The following is a 17,120-nucleotide window of genomic DNA, read 5'->3' as shown; positions in this document are numbered from 1 at the left end:
TGATGCCGTTTCCTGAATATTCGTCAGAAATTTTATCATAATCGATTGCTATTTTATGCCAGTTAAAGCCGTTTATCTCGTCGCGATCCATAGATTTTCCCCATCAATCAGAGGTCAAACCTAATAAAAAAAGACGTATATTTTATTTACATATGTATAGAAATATTTGTAATGTAGTAATATGGTTAAATGATGCTTGTCACTATTTGTATTTTATTAATAGTTAACGGTATATTTATTTGTATTGTGGTTTTTATGTTGTCAATTTAATGTTAAATTAATGAAAACAAAGTGTTTCACATTTTATCCCTGGCGCTGAATTCCAACCCACCCTGCGCGTTAAGGTGACGAACAGGCGAGTTAAGCAGGTTGTTGGCCTAAGTATGAGTAATTGAGGGTTTTCAACATCAGTATCAATTGTTCTGTAGGTCGATGGTGGAAGCCTTGGTATTTGATGCGTTTCCTTCTTCTTAATTGGTTAATTCCCATTAACTATAAAATGCTTGACGCGACTCGCTGTTTCTGAGGTAATTACGGTGAGGTAGCGTATCTTCCAATTTTAGCGTAAATGGAACTTTTGGCGTTGACGCGTCAATTGTCCGCTTCTAGTGGTTATTTCTGTTAAGCGACTGTTTTTGCGCGGTTTTGAGTATAGACGTCAGTCATTTGGTAAAATCTGCGAATCCCATCATAATTGTTGGGAATAGCGCTAAGAATAAACGGCTGGTTGGGCCAAAAGGGTATGGTATGGGTGCAGATGAATTGATTGCGCGAGATGCTGAAATGCTTTCTGAGCAACTCAGCCTGTTACGTGCGCGCCTTTTTCCTCCCACATCAAAGAAGAAATTGCGCCCGTTTACATCGGGTGAAGCGTCGCGATTGATTGGTGTTTCGGATGGTTATTTACGACAACTGGCTTTGAACGGAGAAGGCCCCTCCCCTGAAACGGATGCGCGTGGTCGCAGGCTTTATACCTTAAAAGATGTGAATGCCTTGCGGGCATATTTAGGTGATGCGCAAAAACCAGGGTCAGTGAAACAGCGCAGTTATGTGAAGCACCGCCAAGGTGGCGAACACTGTCAGGTGATCGCTGTTACTAATTTTAAGGGTGGCTCTGGAAAAACCACAACGACCGCCCACCTCGCCCAACATCTGGCATTACAAGGCTACCGAACTTTAGCTGTGGATCTTGATCCGCAAGCCTCCCTTTCTGCTTTGTTTGGCTATCAGCCAGAAATTGATCTTTCTGGAAATGATACGCTCTATGGTGCCATTCGATACGATGAGCAGCGCAGAGATCTTAGTGAGATTATTCGTGAGACATATGTTGATGGACTTGATTTAGTTCCCGGTAATTTAGAGCTTCAAGAGTTTGAACATACAACCCCACAACATCTTGTTCATCGGGATAAAAGTGAGCCTCTTTCCGATATGTTTTTTGCTCGCGTACAAACTGCATTAGCAAACGTCGCAGAAAATTACGATGTGGTGGTGATTGATTGCCCGCCTCAACTTGGCTACCTCACACTTGGTGCTCTTTGTGCCGCAACTTCTGTTTTGGTAACCGTGCACCCTCAAATGTTGGACGTGGCTTCTATGAGCCAATTCCTGTTTATGACGGCGGATTTACTAAGTGTCGTTAGTGCTGCCGGTGGTACGCTTAATTTTGACTTTATGCGGTATTTGATCACACGCTATGAACCGCAAGATGGGCCACAAACCCAAATTTCAGGTTTTTTGCGCGCCCAGTTTGCCGACCGGGTGCTAACTGCTCCAATGGTGAAGTCCACTGCTATTTCTGATGCAGGCCTCACGAAACAAACACTTTATGAAGTAGGCAGGGAGAATTTCCACCGCGCCACTTATGATCGTGCCTTGGAAGCGTTGACAGCTGTCAACAATGAGATTGAAAGCCTTATGCATGAAGCATGGGGCCGGACAACTAAGGATGGGGCATAATGGATAGTTCTAAGCTCAATATACCCTGCCCCACTGTCACTATTTCGTTTGATGAAATTTGGAAGTTTGCAGGTTTTACTCTGGCGACATGTACTTTTGATAAAGCGGTGAAACAATGAGTAAACGTCGCGATAGATTGAAAGAATTATTGAGCGGTGTTGATATTGGTGAAACTGCACCAGGTCAAAACAAGCCCTCACCAGCATCTGTAACTACATCTACTTCGCCTAAACATCGACCTTCCGGCGCTGTCCGTGCAATGGGTTTATCGCTTGATGGGTTGAAGAAAGAAAGCGAGATAGAGGTGATAACGGGCGTTCAATCGCTTGATCCAGCTTTGATAGAGCCCGCTCTTGTGAGCGATCGGCTATCTGATGGCGCGGTTCATGACCCGCAATTTGAAGAGCTAAAGAAAAGCATTCAAGATGGCGGACAACAAGTGCCTGTACTGGTTAGGCCCCATCCAGATAAAACCAAACGGGATGGCGGCCTTTTCCAAGCGGCCTATGGCCATCGGCGCATTAAAGCGGCTCAAGAACTTAGGCTGAACGTTGATGCTGTTGTCAGAGAACTTTCCGACGACGAATTAGTGCTTGCACAAGGCAGAGAGAATGGCGATCGCCGCGACTTGTCTTTTATTGAGCGGGCGTATTTTGCTAAGGGACTGGCCGACCACGGGATAGACCGTGCAACCGTTCAATCTGCCCTTGGGGTGCATAAATCTGAAATGACCAGATTGTTGCAAGTTGCGGAGGCTATCCCTATTCGCTTTGTTCGCGCCATTGGTCCTGCACCGAAAATAGGGCGTCCACGGTGGCTAGCACTTGGTGATCTCTTGTCTATACAATCCAACATCGAAAAAGCGAATAATGAGATAGCCAAATCTACCTTTGAAATGGCGGTATCTGATGAGCGTTTTAAATTGATCGTTGATCGATTGTCGAAGCCTCAGAATAAAGTTCCATCAACATTTGTGAAAACCAAAGATGGTCGCGCGCTTGCAGAGAAAAAGGGCAGGGTGCTGACTCTCAATAAGGCGGCACCTGATGGATTCGCTGATTATTTGGCACAGGAGTTACCCAGCCTTTTGACTGCATTTGAAAAGAAGAATTGAATTCGTGATTGTTGACAGATGTCAACGCGTGAATTTTGAGTACTGAGTAAACAGAAGCAACAACGAAAGAGAAAGGAAACGCGCAAAGAAAAAGGCCCCCTAATGACACGAAATCTTCGGAAGCCCTCTTCATCTGTAGCAATATGAAAGAATCACTTCCGTGCAATAAAGTCAAGACTGTGACATCAATTTCAATGTCTCAGAGCGTATTTTCTTTGCCTGATTGATATGACTCATTCACAAAACAACATAACGACGCCATTTGGCGGCGGAAAATTTTCTGCGGTCATTTTAGAGCGGCAAATTTGGTTGAATAACCAACGTGAAAAAGGGCAAGGCGGCGATAATGAAAATGCTGCGGTCAATAAATGGGATTTATTGAGAGCGCTCACTGACGCGCGCAAGATTTTCGGACTTTCTGATCGAACGATAGCCGTTTTAGAAGCCTTGGCTTCATTCCATCAAACACCTGAACTGGATGGACGTGAAGACATTGTTGTTTTTCCATCTAACATTGAACTCTCAAGACGTACCCGTGGCATGGCCCCTGCGACATTGCGCCGCCATTTGGCCGCTCTTGTAAAGGCAGGCTTAATTATTCGCCGTGATAGTCCAAATGGTAAGCGTTATGCACGCCGCAATGGGGCAGGGGGAATAGATCAAGCATTCGGATTTAACCTCGCGCCCTTTGCATTAATGGCCGCCGAAATTTTTGACAACGCAGAAGTCGCTAATGCGGAGCTTCGTACGATCCAAAAACTGCGTGCGGAAATTACGATTTTCCTTCGTGATTGTCGCCGTTTGGTAGATTTAGCCTTTGAAGACGGCAAAGCTAATGCTGCAAGAGAGGAATGGATGGCTTTCGAAGGCCGCTTAGATGCCCTCTCAGGCCGTTTAGCGAGAAATGAACCTCTGATTAGCTTGGAGCCTAAAAAGATCGCCCTTACCCAACTCCAGGCTGAAATTGAAGAGTTATGGTTGGATCAGCTTGATCTGGAAGATGACGGTGTAGGAGTTATCGATGACGAAGTAATAGAAAATATAAATATGAGCGCCAATGGCGTTATTAATGAGCGTCATATTCATAATTCAAAAACAGAATCTATTTTTGAAAAGAGTATAGACAATTTGAAGTCGAGCGGGCGGCAGGATTCCGATTATAAATTAGATGAATACGAACTTGAAACTGAAGCTAATCCAAGGGAATATCAATTAAGCCTGAGAAAATTTGAAATATGTTGCCCAGAATTTGCGGCTTATGCACCAAGCGGCCTTTCTAATTGGGTAGATGCAAAAGCGGCGGGGCATTTGGTTCGACCGATGCTTGGAATATCCGCCGACGCTTGGGAAAATGCGAAGCGTAAAATGGGCGATATTCCGGCGATTGTCGTATTAGCGTATATTTTAGAACGTTACGATGAAATAAAATCGCCTGGTGGCTATTTGCGGACGCTAACGGAACGCGCCGAGATTGGAAAATTATCGATAAAAGCTATGCTAGATAGTTTATAGGATGGAGGCTTGGCTTTATTGATAGACTAACCCAATGAGACGTCGCACCCAAATGCGCATATGGGCACTTAAATTAAGCGAGCCTCACGGGAAGCTAGAGATCCGGTTGGATCAGAACATGCAGAAGGAGCGGCTTTGCGACGAACTGGATGTGGTTTCACTGATTTTGAAGTGAGATAAGGGGAGTTTACAGTCCTGCTGCTTTTGTGAGATTCACTTTGAAGCGGTCTTTGCGCCTTTGATAGCGTCGTGTCATTTGCGGGGAGGCGTGTCCTAGTTGTTTTTGTATGTGGCGCTCATCGACATCGGCATATGAGGCAAGGCCAGCGCGTAAAGAGTGTCCAGAGAAAAGCTTTGCACGCTCTGCATCTGGAATATCTGGCCGCAGATCGGCTTTGAGCATGGTGCGTTTGATCAGTCGGGCAATGTGCTTGTCAGATAGGCGATCTGCTTGAACGCCTGAATTATCCCGCGTCACACGACGGAAGATGGGGCCGTGGGCGATCTTGGCGAAATGCAGCCATTGCTCTAACGCATGAATAGGGCAGGTTTGGTCTGATGACCCTCTGGCGATCTCAGCTTCTTTCCACCCTGTTTTTGTGCGCTGGATGATGATAGCGCCACCATCCTCAATTTCGACCCAGCCCTTGCCGTCTTCTGTGTCGTCGCGATTGACGTCGAGGTTTACGATTTCAGAGCGTCTGAGGCCGCCAGCGTATCCGATTAGCAGGATTGCTCTGTCGCGCATGTCTCTGAGGCCGAATGAGAGCTGTGACACCATCTCGATGAGCTCGTCTGGCGAAATGGGTTCTTTTTGGACAGGTGGCTTGCTGTGCTGCCTTTTAATGCCCGCAAGCACCGTTGCAATGTGGCGGTCTTTGCGATCGAGTGTTTGCCCACGTTGTTGGTAGTTCCATGAAAGACCAGAGAGGCGTCGTTCAATGGTGGTGACTGATAGGGCAGGGGAGCCATCTTGCGGGGCGGCGCATTCGGTGATGTAAAGCCCGACTAGTTGCGGGTCTGGTCGGAGAGCATCAGCACCACGTCGGCGGCACCAGCTTGAAAAGTGCGCCCAGTCTTTGCTGTATGCTTTGTTGGTGTTGTCAGCGGTGGCTTTCTCAGCGTATTCACGCGCTGTTTCCGCTAACCGCTCTAGCGAACTGGAGGGGGCTACAGAGTCTGGAACACTGATGGTGTTCTGGTGAGAATGAGTTCTCTCGTCGACGTCAGCAGAGTTTGACGGGGCAATGGCCTCTGCGCTCGATATTTCATTGTTTTTGGTATGATTGTTAGGCATCCCAGAAGAGTATCGATAAACGTCCGATAATGCAAGATTATTGGACATAATAAAGATGTTTATAGCAGGGCGGTTATATATCTTATATGTGGCATAAAGCGCCGTTGTGATTTAGGCTGCTTGTATGATTCACGCCCCCAATACAGCAAAGAGCGAACCACCAAAACCCATTTTGCCCCGATGGATCATGGATGGTTCTGTGCCAAAAGCGCCAGAAACGCTTGAAACGGCTAGCTTTGCCAGTGGGTCAGCTCTTGCATTGCTGCATGTTGCTCTCAATGATCCGAACATCAATGCTCCCGTCGAATTGCTGCGAAACCGACTGTCTCTACGCGCCGCTGCCAATTGCTTGAAACTTGAGGGGCGCGCACAAAGTGAAGCGGATATTCGCGATGCTTATCTGTTAACAGCGTCAGGCGATGCCAAAGGCCCAGCGGGTGATATGCTTGCGCTGTGGCGGTCTGGCTCTGCCCTCTCGTTTCGACACAGACGATCGCTTGAAATGGGATGGCGGGAACGCTTGTGTGCCTTGTTGCCTTTAGACATGCAGGAGCATTTTACAGGCTGGATGGAACAAGCAGAAGACTTTGCGGGTACGCCCGTGGCTAAAGCTGCATTGCTTCTTAGCAACATGATCCAAGCTTTCCCGCGCCAAGAGGCAATTGCTTTGCTCTGCGCTGACGTCACGTTGGCGCGAGCTCTTGGATGGGATAGTGCGCTTCCCTTGTTTGCGCTTCACCTCAAAGGCGGCGCGTTGCGTGCCGCGTCAAAGGGCGATGATATTCTGGTTCCATGCCACCGAGCGCTTGCGCATGCGGCTCAGGATGCTGTGCGATTAACTCATGATCTGGCGCGCCGTGCTGGCCGTCTTCGCGCAGTAGAACCAAAGCTGCGGGCGAAAGGATCACAGGAGGCTGTGCGTCTGTTTCTTTCCGAAGACGCCGTCTTACCATCAACCATGTTGTCACCGACCATTCGCGGTTCAAGCACCACCATGACACCGCGTTCTGCCCGTCGGCTCTGTGAACGCCTGACCGAATTGGGTGTGGTTCGTGAACTAACGGGCCGCGCGTCGTTCCGACTTTATGGGGTAGGGTGATGGCGGCAGTGGGTAAACTTGAAAAGCCCGAAGTTGAGGTGTTGGATCTTGAGTTAGCGGACCTGCCCGAAGACCTGCGGTGGCGCGAATGGATGAACCGCATTGAGGCTGTCATCTTTGCAAGCACCTCAGTTGTTCAGCGCGACATGCTGCAAAAGGTCGTTGGGCGGTCAGCAAATATAGAGCTGGTAATTGAGGACATTCAGGCTGAGCTAAAAGGCAAGCCGTATGAGATTGTGTCAGTGGCTGGCGGCTGGATGTTCAAAACCCGTGCCCCCTACGCGGCGGCAATCCGAGCGGCAGCTGATCGTGGTGAGCGGCACGATGACTTTACCAAAGACGAGCTGGCTGTGCTTTGTGCGGTTGCTTACCATCAACCCATAGACAGGGCAGGGCTTGCCGATATCTTTGGTAAGGAAATCAACCGCGACCTGCTCAACCGACTGCGCTACAAGAAGCTGATTGGCAATGGCCCGAAAAGCCCGCGCCCTGGAGCACCGCATACATTTGTGACCACGTCTGAGTTTTTGGCGACGTTTGATCTGCAAAGCTTGAGGGACTTGCCAGAGCTAGAGGTTTAAAGGAAACAGCAATAGGGGCGTTTCCAATCAGGTTGATGCTGCTGTTTCAAAGCCACCTTTATGTTCTTCAAATTCGGCGCTCAAATTCAATATAGTTGCTTCGTCATTTATTCTTCCAACCAGTTGCATCCCTACAGGCAATCCATCCTTAGTAAGCCCAGCAGGAACTGATGCCGCAGGTTGGCCCGTGAGATTAAATGCATAGGTGTAAAATACCCAAGAAACGATTGTGCGATCAGATAGGAAATCTGGAACATCTTTTCCAACATCGAAGGCGGCACAAGGCAAAGTTGGACTAATGAGAACATCATACCTATTGAAGAATTTTCTCATTACTTCTCTAAATTCGTACCGCTTAAACACGGAAGCATAATATTCATCCATTTCTTGAGTCACAGCCTTCTTGAGAACTTCCAGTACGGATGGATCAAGCTCATTAGGTGAGTTTTCGATCACGCCTCTTAATTTGCTTCCGACACCCGCATAAAATTCAGCAGTCCACATATCACATGGGTCATCCATTATGTGGTCGACCTGCTCGACGTCATGCCCTAAGTCTCGCAAACGAAGGACAGCATCGGAAACCACCTCCACTATCTCTTTGTCTGGTCGCGCGAAACCGAGGGTTGGGCTCCAGCAAATTTTCAGCTTTCGCTTCTCTCCCAATTTAGAAACATAATCAGGGGCCGTTTCAGCGATTGAGAACGGGTCACGAAAATCGGGGCCTGCAATCATTGATAAAACAGTTGCCGCATCTTTTACTGATCTGGTTAAGGGGCCGACATGCGCTAAAGTTGGCGTGGCAGATACGGGAAACACCGGAACACGCCCAAACTGCGCTTTAATGCCAAAAAGACCACATAGTGCTGCGGGGATGCGAACTGACCCGCCTCCATCTGTGCCTAATGCATACGGGACCAACCCTGCACCCACCATAGCAGCAGCACCACAGCTGGACCCTCCCGGCGTTTTAGATTTGTCCCATGGATTTCTAGTAATGCCTGTTAAGGGGCTATCGCCTACGGCCTTGCAACCAAATTCACTGGATGTGGACTTGCCCAATAGAACAGCGCCTGCTGCTCTAAGTCTTTTGACAGAGGGTGCATCAACTTGTGCTGGTTGAGAGCTGGTTGCTTTAGAGCCAAACCTCAGTGGCAAGTCCTTTTGAGCAATTAGGTCTTTTATGGAGGTTGGAATTCCATCTAACTTAGACAGTCGGCTGCCAGACATTTGCCTTTCATCAGCCGCTTTTGCGCACACCCGTGCGCCTTCAATATCCAAAGCTGCAAACATGTTTAGTTCTGGCTCAAGAACATCTAAGCGATCAATTACATCATCCAAAATTTCCGACGGAGAAATTGCCTTCGCCTCCAGAAGGTCAGATAACGCATCAATACCCAGCGATTTTATATCTGTCATAGCGGCAACGTCTCCAATTTAAGTAGGCAAGCCCATTTGTTGAGCTTTCCAAAAAGCTCCTCAAGATGCACATTATCCGAAATTTGTAATCCTACACGCAGTGTTTTCGATCTACTTTAAATTTGATCTAATGTAGTAGTCCGCTATTACCTGCTATTTTTTAAGCGTGTTATCATCTTCTCATTTATTAGCTCATTGAATAAATTGGAGGAGAAAATCATGAACATGAAATATATTCTTTCTAGCACAGTCGCTGGCATTGCCATGCTTGCTGTCACTTCGGCAAATTCAGATAATTTAGAAAAACTCGGTAAGTTCCAAACCACTGGCACAACTGAATTCACAACCATAGAGCAAGGTGGTGCGAATGCGGAGGCTATCCGCAATACACTGAAGCGCATCAATATGCCTAGTGGGTTCAAGATCGATCTATATGCAATCGTCCCTGACGCCCGCCATATGGCTGTTGGCCCTCAAGGTGTTGTAACGTTTGTCGGCACACGGAAAACGAAAGTTTGGTCCGTCACAGACCGCAATAAAGATCGCATCGCTGACGAAGTAAAAGACTTTGCCCCTTCAATTGATTTTACAATTCCAAATGGACCGTGCTTTTCCAAAGACGGATTTTTGTACATTGCAGAACAAAACCGCGTTTTGGTTTTCCCAGCAGCAGAGTTCTTTTACGAAAGCCCTGACGTTGCAGCCTTCAATGTTTTGAAACAAGGCGACCTCATTCCAACGTCAGAAGAAAGCTACAACCACACCGCTCGTGTTTGCGATATTGGTCCCGATAACAAGTTATACATATCGCTTGGACAGCCGTTTAATGTTGCGCCTGAAGATAAGCTCGACCTTTACAAAAAAGAGGGCATTGGTGGCATCATCCGCGTGAACACCGATGGATCGGGTCGTGAGGTTTATACCTACGGCGTTCGCAACTCTGTGGGTATGGATTTCAATCCCAATAATGGCGAGTTATGGTGGACAGATAATCAGGTAGACGGCATGGGAGATGGAATCCCGCCAGGAGAAATTAATCGCCAAACGGAAGCTGGACAAAATTTTGGCCACCCATGGTATGGCGGCGGCTTGGTTAGAACCAACGAATATAAAGACGCAACACCACCAGAAGGCATCGTTCATCCTGTTGTCGAAACAGATGCTCACGCCGCAGATCTTGGCATGGCATTTTATAGTGGCAAGATGTTCCCTAAAAAATATAAGGGCGGCATATTCTCAGCTCAGCATGGCTCTTGGAACCGCACAGATCCCGTGGGTGCTCGTATCATGTTCACCAGCGTCAATGACGATGGTAGCGTTGGCGAAACCGTGGTGTTTGCTGATGGCTGGAAAGATGAAAACGAAGAATATCTTGGCCGCCCCGTTGATGTCGCACAGTTACGTGACGGCTCAATATTGATCTCTGACGATCTTGCTGGCGCAATTTATCGAATTTCATACGATCAATAAAATCACAATATGGATGCATCGCCTGTTTTAGGCGGTGCATTCTGTTTTGATTTAAAGGAGATAAAATGATGCGATTTATAATCGTTAGTCTTTGCCTTGCAGCTTTTGCATTCACCAATGCAGCATTTGCCAGCGATATCAAACTGGGCAAAAAGAAAGCGAGAATGTGCAATGTTTGCCACGGCAAAAATGGCATCGCAACAAACCCAGAAGCGCCCAATCTTGCGGGCGAAAGTGCTGTTTATATCGAGAAACAACTGTTTGCTTTTCGAGGAGGCGAGCGCGAGCACAGGCAAATGTCGATTATTGCAAAGGGTCTAAAAGACGACGACATCAAAAACTTATCTGCATGGTACGCAGCCATGAAGGTTACCGTAGAACTTCCTGATTTGGGGGAATGATACAAGAAGCGGTCAATTTCGATTGCACCTTACTGGCCGTGTATTACCGCGTTCTCCCATTCGGATAGGAACGTACGACGCTTTAGCTTATCCAGATAGGTCATGAGGGCAGGTTCTAGGATGATTGTGATCTGTCCTGCATTGCTTTGATCTGAAATCAAAGGTGGAAGCACGTTATCAGCCGCGTTTGGTTGATGGTTGATAAGATGATCTACAAATGCCGTCGATAGTTCAGCGTTCTCAGACAATTTGGACACCATAGCAGTGCGCATCATTGTCGTGGGATAATCGGACGGCAAAATAATTTCTAATGCATCGTGAGTATCAGTTCTTGCAGAAGCATAGCTACCAAGCACGTTATATGCGACCGCTATTGTCCCGTCGGCAAGGTCATTTATCATTTCACTAGAACAACAATAAAGCTTGGCATTTAATCCGCCGATTACCTCCATGAGCCGCCAAAATGTGTCAGATGCGCGGGCGTCCTGTGTGGCAAAAAGATAACCCAAGCCAGAGCTGCGGACGTCATAGGTGCCGACCCGATTTCGGAAAACATCCGGTCGCGCTCGCATTGCCTTTATCAATTCCTGCCGCGTTCGAGGAATGGGGAAACCATCGAAAGCTTTTTTGTTAATGACGATCGTGGCAGGCTCTAACGTAAAGGCAAAGATGCTGTCTCGCCATTTTGCCCAGTTTGGTAGAGCAATATTTTCTAGCTGCCTTGCGAACCCATCATTTGCAAGTTTGAACTGAAGGTCCATGGCACTTGAAATGACCAAGTCAAAGTCTTCGGCATTAGCACGAAAAATGCGGTCCAGATCTGCGGTTCCTGTCACCATATAGTCGACGGATACATTGGGTTTGTTTTTCAAGAAATCTTTGATGACGTGCCCGAAGAAAGGCGTATCCGTACTTGAAATGATGTTGAGTTTTACTGGGGCATTCTTAGCGCCAAATAGCTGGCGCTCCTCCCAAGTCTGGGCGAATGAAAATTGAGGGAAAAGCAGAAAAATTATAACGATAAAGAAACGCATGCACCCCCCTCACTGCGGTTTGCTAATTCGAGCTTTCCGCCATGGGCAATCGCCACATCTCGGGCAATGGTAAGCCCCAGTCCTGATCCAATTTTCCCCTCTGCGTTCTGCCCGCGCTTGAACCGCTCTGCGAGCTGGTCTAGTTGATCGGGTGGAAAGCCAGGGCCTTCGTCACATACGGTTACAAATGCCTTCGATGATTTGCCGACATGCAGGGTCACAATGCTTGTATCGGGGGCATACTTAATTGCATTGTCGAGCAGATTTCGGATCGCATTTTGTAAAAGTATGGGGTCGCATTTGCAGCTTACCTCATCTGGCCCGCTCACTTGAAATTCCAGATCGTTCATCTCGGCAATTGGCGACATTTGCATCACCAAGTCACTGATAAGTTCAACGAGATTAATCGTTTTCGTTTCTAATTGATCTGCCCGAAAACTAATGATCGCATGGTCGAGCAGTTGGGTGGCTGCGCGGGAACTTTCATCAATGGCATGAACCATGGATCGAAGGGCTTGGCGATTTTCTGGTTTTTCAACCCGCATCAAGGTTCCCTCTGCGTGTGAACGCACGGTTGCAAGGGGTGTGCGAATTCGGTGTGCAGCCTCCGCGATAAAATCTTCAGATTGCTTCAATGCTCGATCAAGACGTTTCACCAAAGTATTAAGCGCATCGACAAGCGGGGTCATCTCTGAGGGAACAGATTGAAGAAAGGGTCGTAGGTCTTGTGGTCCGCGACGTGTCACTGCGCCAGTAAGCTTCTTGAGCTGCCCGATCGTGGAGGCCGTCGCCCAAAAAGAAAGCGCTGCAGCCAACATAAAAAAGCCCACGCCAAAGATCGCAGCGTTTTTTGAAATCGCTGCCAAGGCTCCAGAAAGAGCGTCTTTTGATTGCGCAACAACAACAGTGATTTTCGTCCGCGCGTTTGGCCCAACCAGTATTCGCGTCGCCGACGCTAGACGGAACAAATCGCCCCTGAACGTTTGGGATGCAAAAGAGCTTTCGCGATCACGTAAATTCTCAACTAACTGAAGGTCCTCATAACCAGACAAAAACTGGTCGTCTTGATAAATTGCATAAAAGACCCGATCATCTGATGGGGTGCGCAACATCGAAAAAGAGGCATAGGGAATATCAATTTCAATTTGGCCGTCTTTGCTGTTTGCTGCTTGCAAGATGGAAGTAACGGATGCTCCTAAAATGTTGTCTTGGCCAACTTGCGCAATTTGCACCGCATAAGCTCGGATTAGGAAAAACAACAATATCGCAAGCACTGCAGCCCCCCCAATCAGGGTAAGTGCTAGTTGATTTCGAAGAGACCCGACGACCCTTTGCTTGTCATTCATGTTCTAGCCTGTAACCCAAACCGCGGAGAGTTGTAATCGTCAAAACGGAATGTTCGAGGTGACGACGAAGCCGCCCGATATACACTTCAATAGCATTTTCCGACACGCCATTGTCATACGAGAATAATCGATCTGCTAACTTTTGTTTCGAAAAAACCTGACCTGGAGAGTTAATCAAAATCTCCAATAAACGCAGTTCCCTGTTTCGAAGGCCCACTGTTTCCCCTGCGACTGACAGGTCTCCAGCAACGGGGTCAAACGTTACGTCTGCAACTTCGATTACGGTTTGAGAGTTTCCAACCCTGCGCCTTAAAACTGCACGACATCGGGCTTCCAGTTCATTGTGGTCAAATGGTTTGGTTAGGTAGTCATCCGCCCCAAGATCAAGCATGGTAACGCGGTCAGATACCTCGCTTCGGGCGGTCAATACGATGACGGGCGTGTCCTTGGAGCCTTCTCGATGGAGTTTTAAAAACGTTCTTCCATCACCATCAGGCAGCATAATATCTAATAAAATAAGGTCGTAATCTTCGGCTTCCGAAAATGCGACGGCGTCCGAAAAGTTCGCAGCACGATCAACCACATGCCCGTCCAATTGCATCCGCGAAGAAATCGCATTTGCCAATTCTGAATTGTCTTCAACCAACAGGAATTTCATCGTCGTGATCATTCTTGGTTGTGCCGTGACAGGTCTATGTCAGGTTTGCATGCTTATAATTATTATTACTGAACCATGTTGAGGATGGTTGTCAAACGGGAGGATAGCATGAAATTTTTGAAACTGGGACGTCGAACGCTTTTGGCCGCCGCGACTGTTTTTGCATTTGCAGGACCAGTATTTGCGGACGGACACAAGGTTCTTGACAGCATTCACTTTCTTATCCCCGGCGGCGCCGGTGGTGGCTGGGACGGCACAGCTCGCGGTACAGGCGAAGCACTGACCAAATCGGGAATTGTTGGAACAGCTTCCTTCGAAAACATGTCAGGCGGCGGCGGCGGTAAAGCGATCGGCTTCCTAATTGAAAATGCCGATAGCAATCATGGTACGTTGATGGTCAACTCAACACCAATCGTAATCCGCTCACTTACTGGCGTCTTCCCGCATAACTTCCGGGACCTTTCGCTCGTCTCTGGAACAATTGGTGATTACGCGGCTTTGGTTGTCGGAAAAGATAGCTCTATCAATTCGATGGAAGGGCTGATGGCAGCCTATGATGCCGATCCAAAAGCGATTGCTATTGGCGGCGGTTCTGTACCTGGAGGCATGGACCACTTGGTTGCGGCTATGGTCATGGAAGCAGCAGGCAAAGATGCCTTGGCTGTAAAATACATACCTTATGACGCGGGCGGTAAAGCAATGGCCGCGCTTCTTTCAGGTGAAATCACCGCGATCTCAACTGGGTTCTCCGAAGCTGTTGATCTTGCAAATGCAGGTGAAGTCAAAATCATTGGCGTTACATCTGACAAACGGATCGATGCAGCACCAGATGCCAAGACCATGAAAGAGCAGGGCATTGATACCACGTTCGTCAACTGGCGCGGGTTCTTTGCGGCCCCTGGTCTGCCAGCAGATAAGCTTGCGGTGTACCAGCAGGCCCTAGCAAAAATGTATGAAACACCTGAATGGGAAGAGGTGCGTGTTCGCAATGGTTGGGTGAACATTCATAATTCAGGAGATGACTTCAAAGCTTTCTTGGAAAATCAGGAGAAAGTAATTGGCGATTTGATGAAGAAGTTGGGCTTTCTTTAGATTTGGCTGATTGGCGGGGTGAGTAATTACCCTGCCACAAAACGCAGCATTCGCTGCGCTGTTATGAATATGGGAGGCTATTGTGACACTTGATCGTTGGATCGCTCTATTACTGCTGGGTATCTGCATAGTTTATGGATATGCGGCTTGGTTCACAATGGATGCGCAGCTTGCGCCTTTCATGAAGCGCAACCCTGTCTGGCCCAGCACGTTTCCGAAGATGTTGTCCGTTTTGGGCATAATTGCATCCGCCGTCATTTTGTTCGGTTTAGAAAAGGGCGAGGAAAAGATTGGTGAAATCGATTACCGCCGTTTGACCGACTATCATCTTGGACAAGCTCTTCTCTTGTTGGGCTTGATGGTTGTTTATGCGCTCTCATTACGACCAGTAGGATTTTTAATTTCTACCTCGGGATTTTTGATCCTAGGTGCATTTATTTTGGGCGAACGTAAGTGGCATATGATGATCCTTATTGCTGCCGTAGCCACAGGTTTTGTTTGGTATCTCGTACAAGAGGTACTGGGCATTTATATGCGACCCCTTCCCGGAATTTTTGGAGGCTGACATGCTAGAGGGACTTCTAACTGGTTTACAAACTGCATTTTCGCTCCAAAACCTGCTGATGGTCATAGGCGGATGCCTGATCGGGACATTTATCGGTATGTTGCCGGGCCTTGGTCCAATGTCGATCATTGCCATCATGATACCGATCGCAATTTCCATCGGTGACCCTTCCGCCGCTCTCATTCTTTTGGCGGGCGTTTATTACGGCGCGATATTTGGTGGTTCAACATCTTCAATATTGCTCAATGCGCCAGGTGTCGCGGGCACTGTCGCCAGTAGCTTTGATGGCTACCCGATGGCGAAGCAGGGTAAAGCAGGCAAGGCTTTGACCATTGCTGCGATTTCAAGTTTCGCAGGCGGTTCAATAGGCGCGCTCTTGCTTTTGGTTTTTGCCCCAGCCTTGTCTTCTGTTGCACTGCTTTTTCATTCGGCTGAGTATTTTGCACTCATGGTTGTGGGTCTGTCCGCGATTGCGGCATTCGCTGGAACTGGTCAGGTAGCCAAGGCGCTGCTTATGACACTGTTGGGTCTTATTATGGCAACTGTTGGTGAGGGGGCATTATTCAATCTGCCGCGCTTTACCATGGGCATTTTGGATTTGCAGTCGGGATTTGGTTTCATCACGCTGGCCATGGCAATGTTTGCTTTACCTGAGGCAGTCTTTCTGGTTCTCAAGCCAAAGAATCTTGGCGCGGGGAGTGATAGTGAAATCAAAGATTTGCGAATTAATCGCGCGGAAGCAAAGGCTATTGCGCCGGTCATTGGTCGCCAATCAATCCAAGGTTTTTTCATTGGCGTTCTGCCTGGCGCTGGGGCGACAATCGCAAGTTTTCTTGGCTATGCGGTTGAAAGAAATATCGCGAAGAAAGAGGAACAAGATGAGTTTGGCAAAGGGTCTATCAAAGGCCTCGCGGCACCTGAAACGGCAAACAATGCAGCTTGTACGGGTTCGTTCGTTCCGTTGCTAACGCTTGGCATCCCAGGCTCGGGGACCACTGCTATTTTGCTCGGTGCATTACTTGCTCTCAATGTTACACCTGGGCCGCGCCTGATGATAGACGAACCTCAGATATTCTGGGCCGTGATCATGTCGATGTTTATTGGCAATCTGGTCTTGCTAATTCTTAATCTGCCGTTGATCCCCTACATAGCCAAAGTACTGGCTGTGCCGCGTAATTACCTGATCCCGTTCATTTTGTTTTTCACGCTGATGGGGGCCTATATCGGACAAAACAACGCCACGGAATTGTTGATACTGGTAGGTTTCGGTATCTGTGCAACGGCCTTGAAATTTGCAGACTATCCGCTGGCACCGTTACTGATTGGCTTCATCTTAGGTGGGATGCTGGAGGATAATTTCTCACGCTCCATGCAGTTATATGACGGAATTGCCTTTATCTGGGAACGTCCGATGACATTGGGATTGCTTGTTATCGCCGTGATCTTGGTGATCTTACCAAGCTACCGCGCACATCGTGCGAAGGCGTTATCACGTTAATTGAATTTGGGGTGCTGTTGATCAGGATGGCACGCAAACACATTCCAATTGACCGACTTTGACTTATCTTAGGTG

15 protein-coding genes are annotated in these 17,120 nt (G+C 47.9%); 10 read left to right on the top strand and 5 right to left on the bottom strand.

Annotated features, from left to right (window positions below; genetic code table 11):
* Nucleotides 1–747 precede the first annotated feature (747 nt).
* The 3 genes from repA (at nucleotide 748) to repC (ending at nucleotide 4,585) form a co-directional block, all read left to right on the top strand.
* On the top strand, nucleotides 748–1,959 hold the full coding sequence (gene repA / locus ABJO30_00155) for a plasmid partitioning protein RepA (protein MEP3231219.1): 1,212 nt from the start codon (nucleotides 748–750) through the stop codon (nucleotides 1,957–1,959).
* Between the two features lie 115 nt (nucleotides 1,960–2,074).
* Complete coding sequence (gene repB, locus ABJO30_00150) at nucleotides 2,075–3,073, top strand: plasmid partitioning protein RepB (protein ID MEP3231218.1); 999 nt, start codon at nucleotides 2,075–2,077, stop codon at nucleotides 3,071–3,073.
* 228 nt (nucleotides 3,074–3,301) lie between these two features.
* Nucleotides 3,302–4,585, top strand: coding sequence for a plasmid replication protein RepC (gene repC, locus ABJO30_00145; GenBank protein MEP3231217.1), 1,284 nt, complete (start codon nucleotides 3,302–3,304; stop codon nucleotides 4,583–4,585).
* A gap of 187 nt (nucleotides 4,586–4,772) precedes the next feature.
* Here the strand turns inward: repC and ABJO30_00140 are convergent, their stop codons facing one another.
* A complete protein-coding gene (locus tag ABJO30_00140; protein MEP3231216.1) occupies nucleotides 4,773–5,882 on the bottom strand; it encodes a site-specific integrase in 1,110 nt (369 codons plus the stop codon).
* A 124-nt stretch (nucleotides 5,883–6,006) separates the two neighbouring features.
* Here ABJO30_00140 and ABJO30_00135 point away from each other — a divergent pair, with 124 nt between their 5' ends.
* On the top strand, nucleotides 6,007–6,981 hold the full coding sequence (locus tag ABJO30_00135) for a DUF1403 family protein (GenBank protein MEP3231215.1): 975 nt from the start codon (nucleotides 6,007–6,009) through the stop codon (nucleotides 6,979–6,981).
* A complete protein-coding gene (locus tag ABJO30_00130; protein ID MEP3231214.1) occupies nucleotides 6,981–7,562 on the top strand; it encodes an SMC-Scp complex subunit ScpB in 582 nt (193 codons plus the stop codon). Before ABJO30_00135 ends, ABJO30_00130 begins: the two co-directional genes overlap by 1 nt.
* Before the next feature lie 27 nt (nucleotides 7,563–7,589).
* Here ABJO30_00130 and ABJO30_00125 read toward each other — a convergent pair whose 3' ends face one another.
* Nucleotides 7,590–8,981, bottom strand: coding sequence for an amidase family protein (locus tag ABJO30_00125; protein ID MEP3231213.1), 1,392 nt, complete (start codon nucleotides 8,979–8,981; stop codon nucleotides 7,590–7,592).
* A gap of 225 nt (nucleotides 8,982–9,206) precedes the next feature.
* Here ABJO30_00125 and ABJO30_00120 point away from each other — a divergent pair, with 225 nt between their 5' ends.
* Together ABJO30_00120 and ABJO30_00115 are read left to right on the top strand one after the other, a co-directional pair.
* Nucleotides 9,207–10,451, top strand: a complete 1,245-nt coding sequence (locus tag ABJO30_00120) for a PQQ-dependent sugar dehydrogenase (GenBank protein ID MEP3231212.1) — start codon at nucleotides 9,207–9,209, stop codon at nucleotides 10,449–10,451.
* Between the two features lie 65 nt (nucleotides 10,452–10,516).
* The gene (locus ABJO30_00115) at nucleotides 10,517–10,852 is read left to right on the top strand and encodes a cytochrome c (GenBank protein ID MEP3231211.1); all 336 of its coding nucleotides are present in this window, start codon (nucleotides 10,517–10,519) and stop codon (nucleotides 10,850–10,852) included.
* 29 nt (nucleotides 10,853–10,881) lie between these two features.
* On the opposite strand, the gene ABJO30_00110 is transcribed toward ABJO30_00115, so the two are convergent.
* From ABJO30_00110 to ABJO30_00100, 3 genes are read right to left on the bottom strand one after another with little or no spacing between them, the layout of a single operon-like run.
* Complete coding sequence (locus ABJO30_00110; GenBank protein ID MEP3231210.1) at nucleotides 10,882–11,886, bottom strand: ABC transporter substrate-binding protein; 1,005 nt, start codon at nucleotides 11,884–11,886, stop codon at nucleotides 10,882–10,884.
* Nucleotides 11,865–13,232, bottom strand: coding sequence for a sensor histidine kinase N-terminal domain-containing protein (locus ABJO30_00105; GenBank protein MEP3231209.1), 1,368 nt, complete (start codon nucleotides 13,230–13,232; stop codon nucleotides 11,865–11,867). Before ABJO30_00105 ends, ABJO30_00110 begins: the two co-directional genes overlap by 22 nt.
* On the bottom strand, nucleotides 13,225–13,902 hold the full coding sequence (locus ABJO30_00100; GenBank protein MEP3231208.1) for a response regulator transcription factor: 678 nt from the start codon (nucleotides 13,900–13,902) through the stop codon (nucleotides 13,225–13,227). Before ABJO30_00100 ends, ABJO30_00105 begins: the two co-directional genes overlap by 8 nt.
* 96 nt (nucleotides 13,903–13,998) lie before the next feature.
* On the opposite strand from ABJO30_00100, the gene ABJO30_00095 reads away from it, so the two are divergent.
* The 3 genes from ABJO30_00095 to ABJO30_00085 all read left to right on the top strand — a co-directional run bounded on the left by ABJO30_00095 (nucleotide 13,999) and on the right by ABJO30_00085 (nucleotide 17,045).
* Nucleotides 13,999–14,982, top strand: coding sequence for a tripartite tricarboxylate transporter substrate-binding protein (locus ABJO30_00095; GenBank protein MEP3231207.1), 984 nt, complete (start codon nucleotides 13,999–14,001; stop codon nucleotides 14,980–14,982).
* 82 nt (nucleotides 14,983–15,064) lie between these two features.
* Nucleotides 15,065–15,547, top strand: coding sequence for a tripartite tricarboxylate transporter TctB family protein (locus ABJO30_00090; GenBank protein ID MEP3231206.1), 483 nt, complete (start codon nucleotides 15,065–15,067; stop codon nucleotides 15,545–15,547).
* A 1-nt stretch (nucleotide 15,548) separates the two neighbouring features.
* The gene (locus ABJO30_00085) at nucleotides 15,549–17,045 is read left to right on the top strand and encodes a tripartite tricarboxylate transporter permease (GenBank protein ID MEP3231205.1); all 1,497 of its coding nucleotides are present in this window, start codon (nucleotides 15,549–15,551) and stop codon (nucleotides 17,043–17,045) included.
* Nucleotides 17,046–17,120 lie beyond the last annotated feature (75 nt).

The organism is Hyphomicrobiales bacterium (assembly GCA_039973685.1).
GTDB lineage: Bacteria > Pseudomonadota > Alphaproteobacteria > Rhizobiales > JACESI01 > JACESI01.
This window is presented reverse-complemented; position numbering and strand designations above follow the sequence as displayed.

What these genes read in the sequence shown, in the direction of transcription:
- ABJO30_00100 (MEP3231208.1), bottom strand. Translation starts at nt 13,902, where the DNA reads ATGATCACGACGATGAAATTCCTGTTGGTTGAAGACAATTCAGAATTG.
- ABJO30_00085 (MEP3231205.1), top strand. Translation starts at nt 15,549, where the DNA reads ATGCTAGAGGGACTTCTAACTGGTTTACAAACTGCATTTTCGCTCCAA.
- ABJO30_00105 (MEP3231209.1), bottom strand. Translation starts at nt 13,232, where the DNA reads ATGAATGACAAGCAAAGGGTCGTCGGGTCTCTTCGAAATCAACTAGCA.
- repC (MEP3231217.1), top strand. Translation starts at nt 3,302, where the DNA reads ATGACTCATTCACAAAACAACATAACGACGCCATTTGGCGGCGGAAAA.
- ABJO30_00110 (MEP3231210.1), bottom strand. Translation starts at nt 11,886, where the DNA reads ATGCGTTTCTTTATCGTTATAATTTTTCTGCTTTTCCCTCAATTTTCA.
- ABJO30_00095 (MEP3231207.1), top strand. Translation starts at nt 13,999, where the DNA reads ATGAAATTTTTGAAACTGGGACGTCGAACGCTTTTGGCCGCCGCGACT.
- repA (MEP3231219.1), top strand. Translation starts at nt 748, where the DNA reads ATGGGTGCAGATGAATTGATTGCGCGAGATGCTGAAATGCTTTCTGAG.
- repB (MEP3231218.1), top strand. Translation starts at nt 2,075, where the DNA reads ATGAGTAAACGTCGCGATAGATTGAAAGAATTATTGAGCGGTGTTGAT.
- ABJO30_00120 (MEP3231212.1), top strand. Translation starts at nt 9,207, where the DNA reads ATGAAATATATTCTTTCTAGCACAGTCGCTGGCATTGCCATGCTTGCT.
- ABJO30_00135 (MEP3231215.1), top strand. Translation starts at nt 6,007, where the DNA reads ATGATTCACGCCCCCAATACAGCAAAGAGCGAACCACCAAAACCCATT.
- ABJO30_00140 (MEP3231216.1), bottom strand. Translation starts at nt 5,882, where the DNA reads ATGCCTAACAATCATACCAAAAACAATGAAATATCGAGCGCAGAGGCC.
- ABJO30_00125 (MEP3231213.1), bottom strand. Translation starts at nt 8,981, where the DNA reads ATGACAGATATAAAATCGCTGGGTATTGATGCGTTATCTGACCTTCTG.
- ABJO30_00115 (MEP3231211.1), top strand. Translation starts at nt 10,517, where the DNA reads ATGATGCGATTTATAATCGTTAGTCTTTGCCTTGCAGCTTTTGCATTC.
- ABJO30_00130 (MEP3231214.1), top strand. Translation starts at nt 6,981, where the DNA reads ATGGCGGCAGTGGGTAAACTTGAAAAGCCCGAAGTTGAGGTGTTGGAT.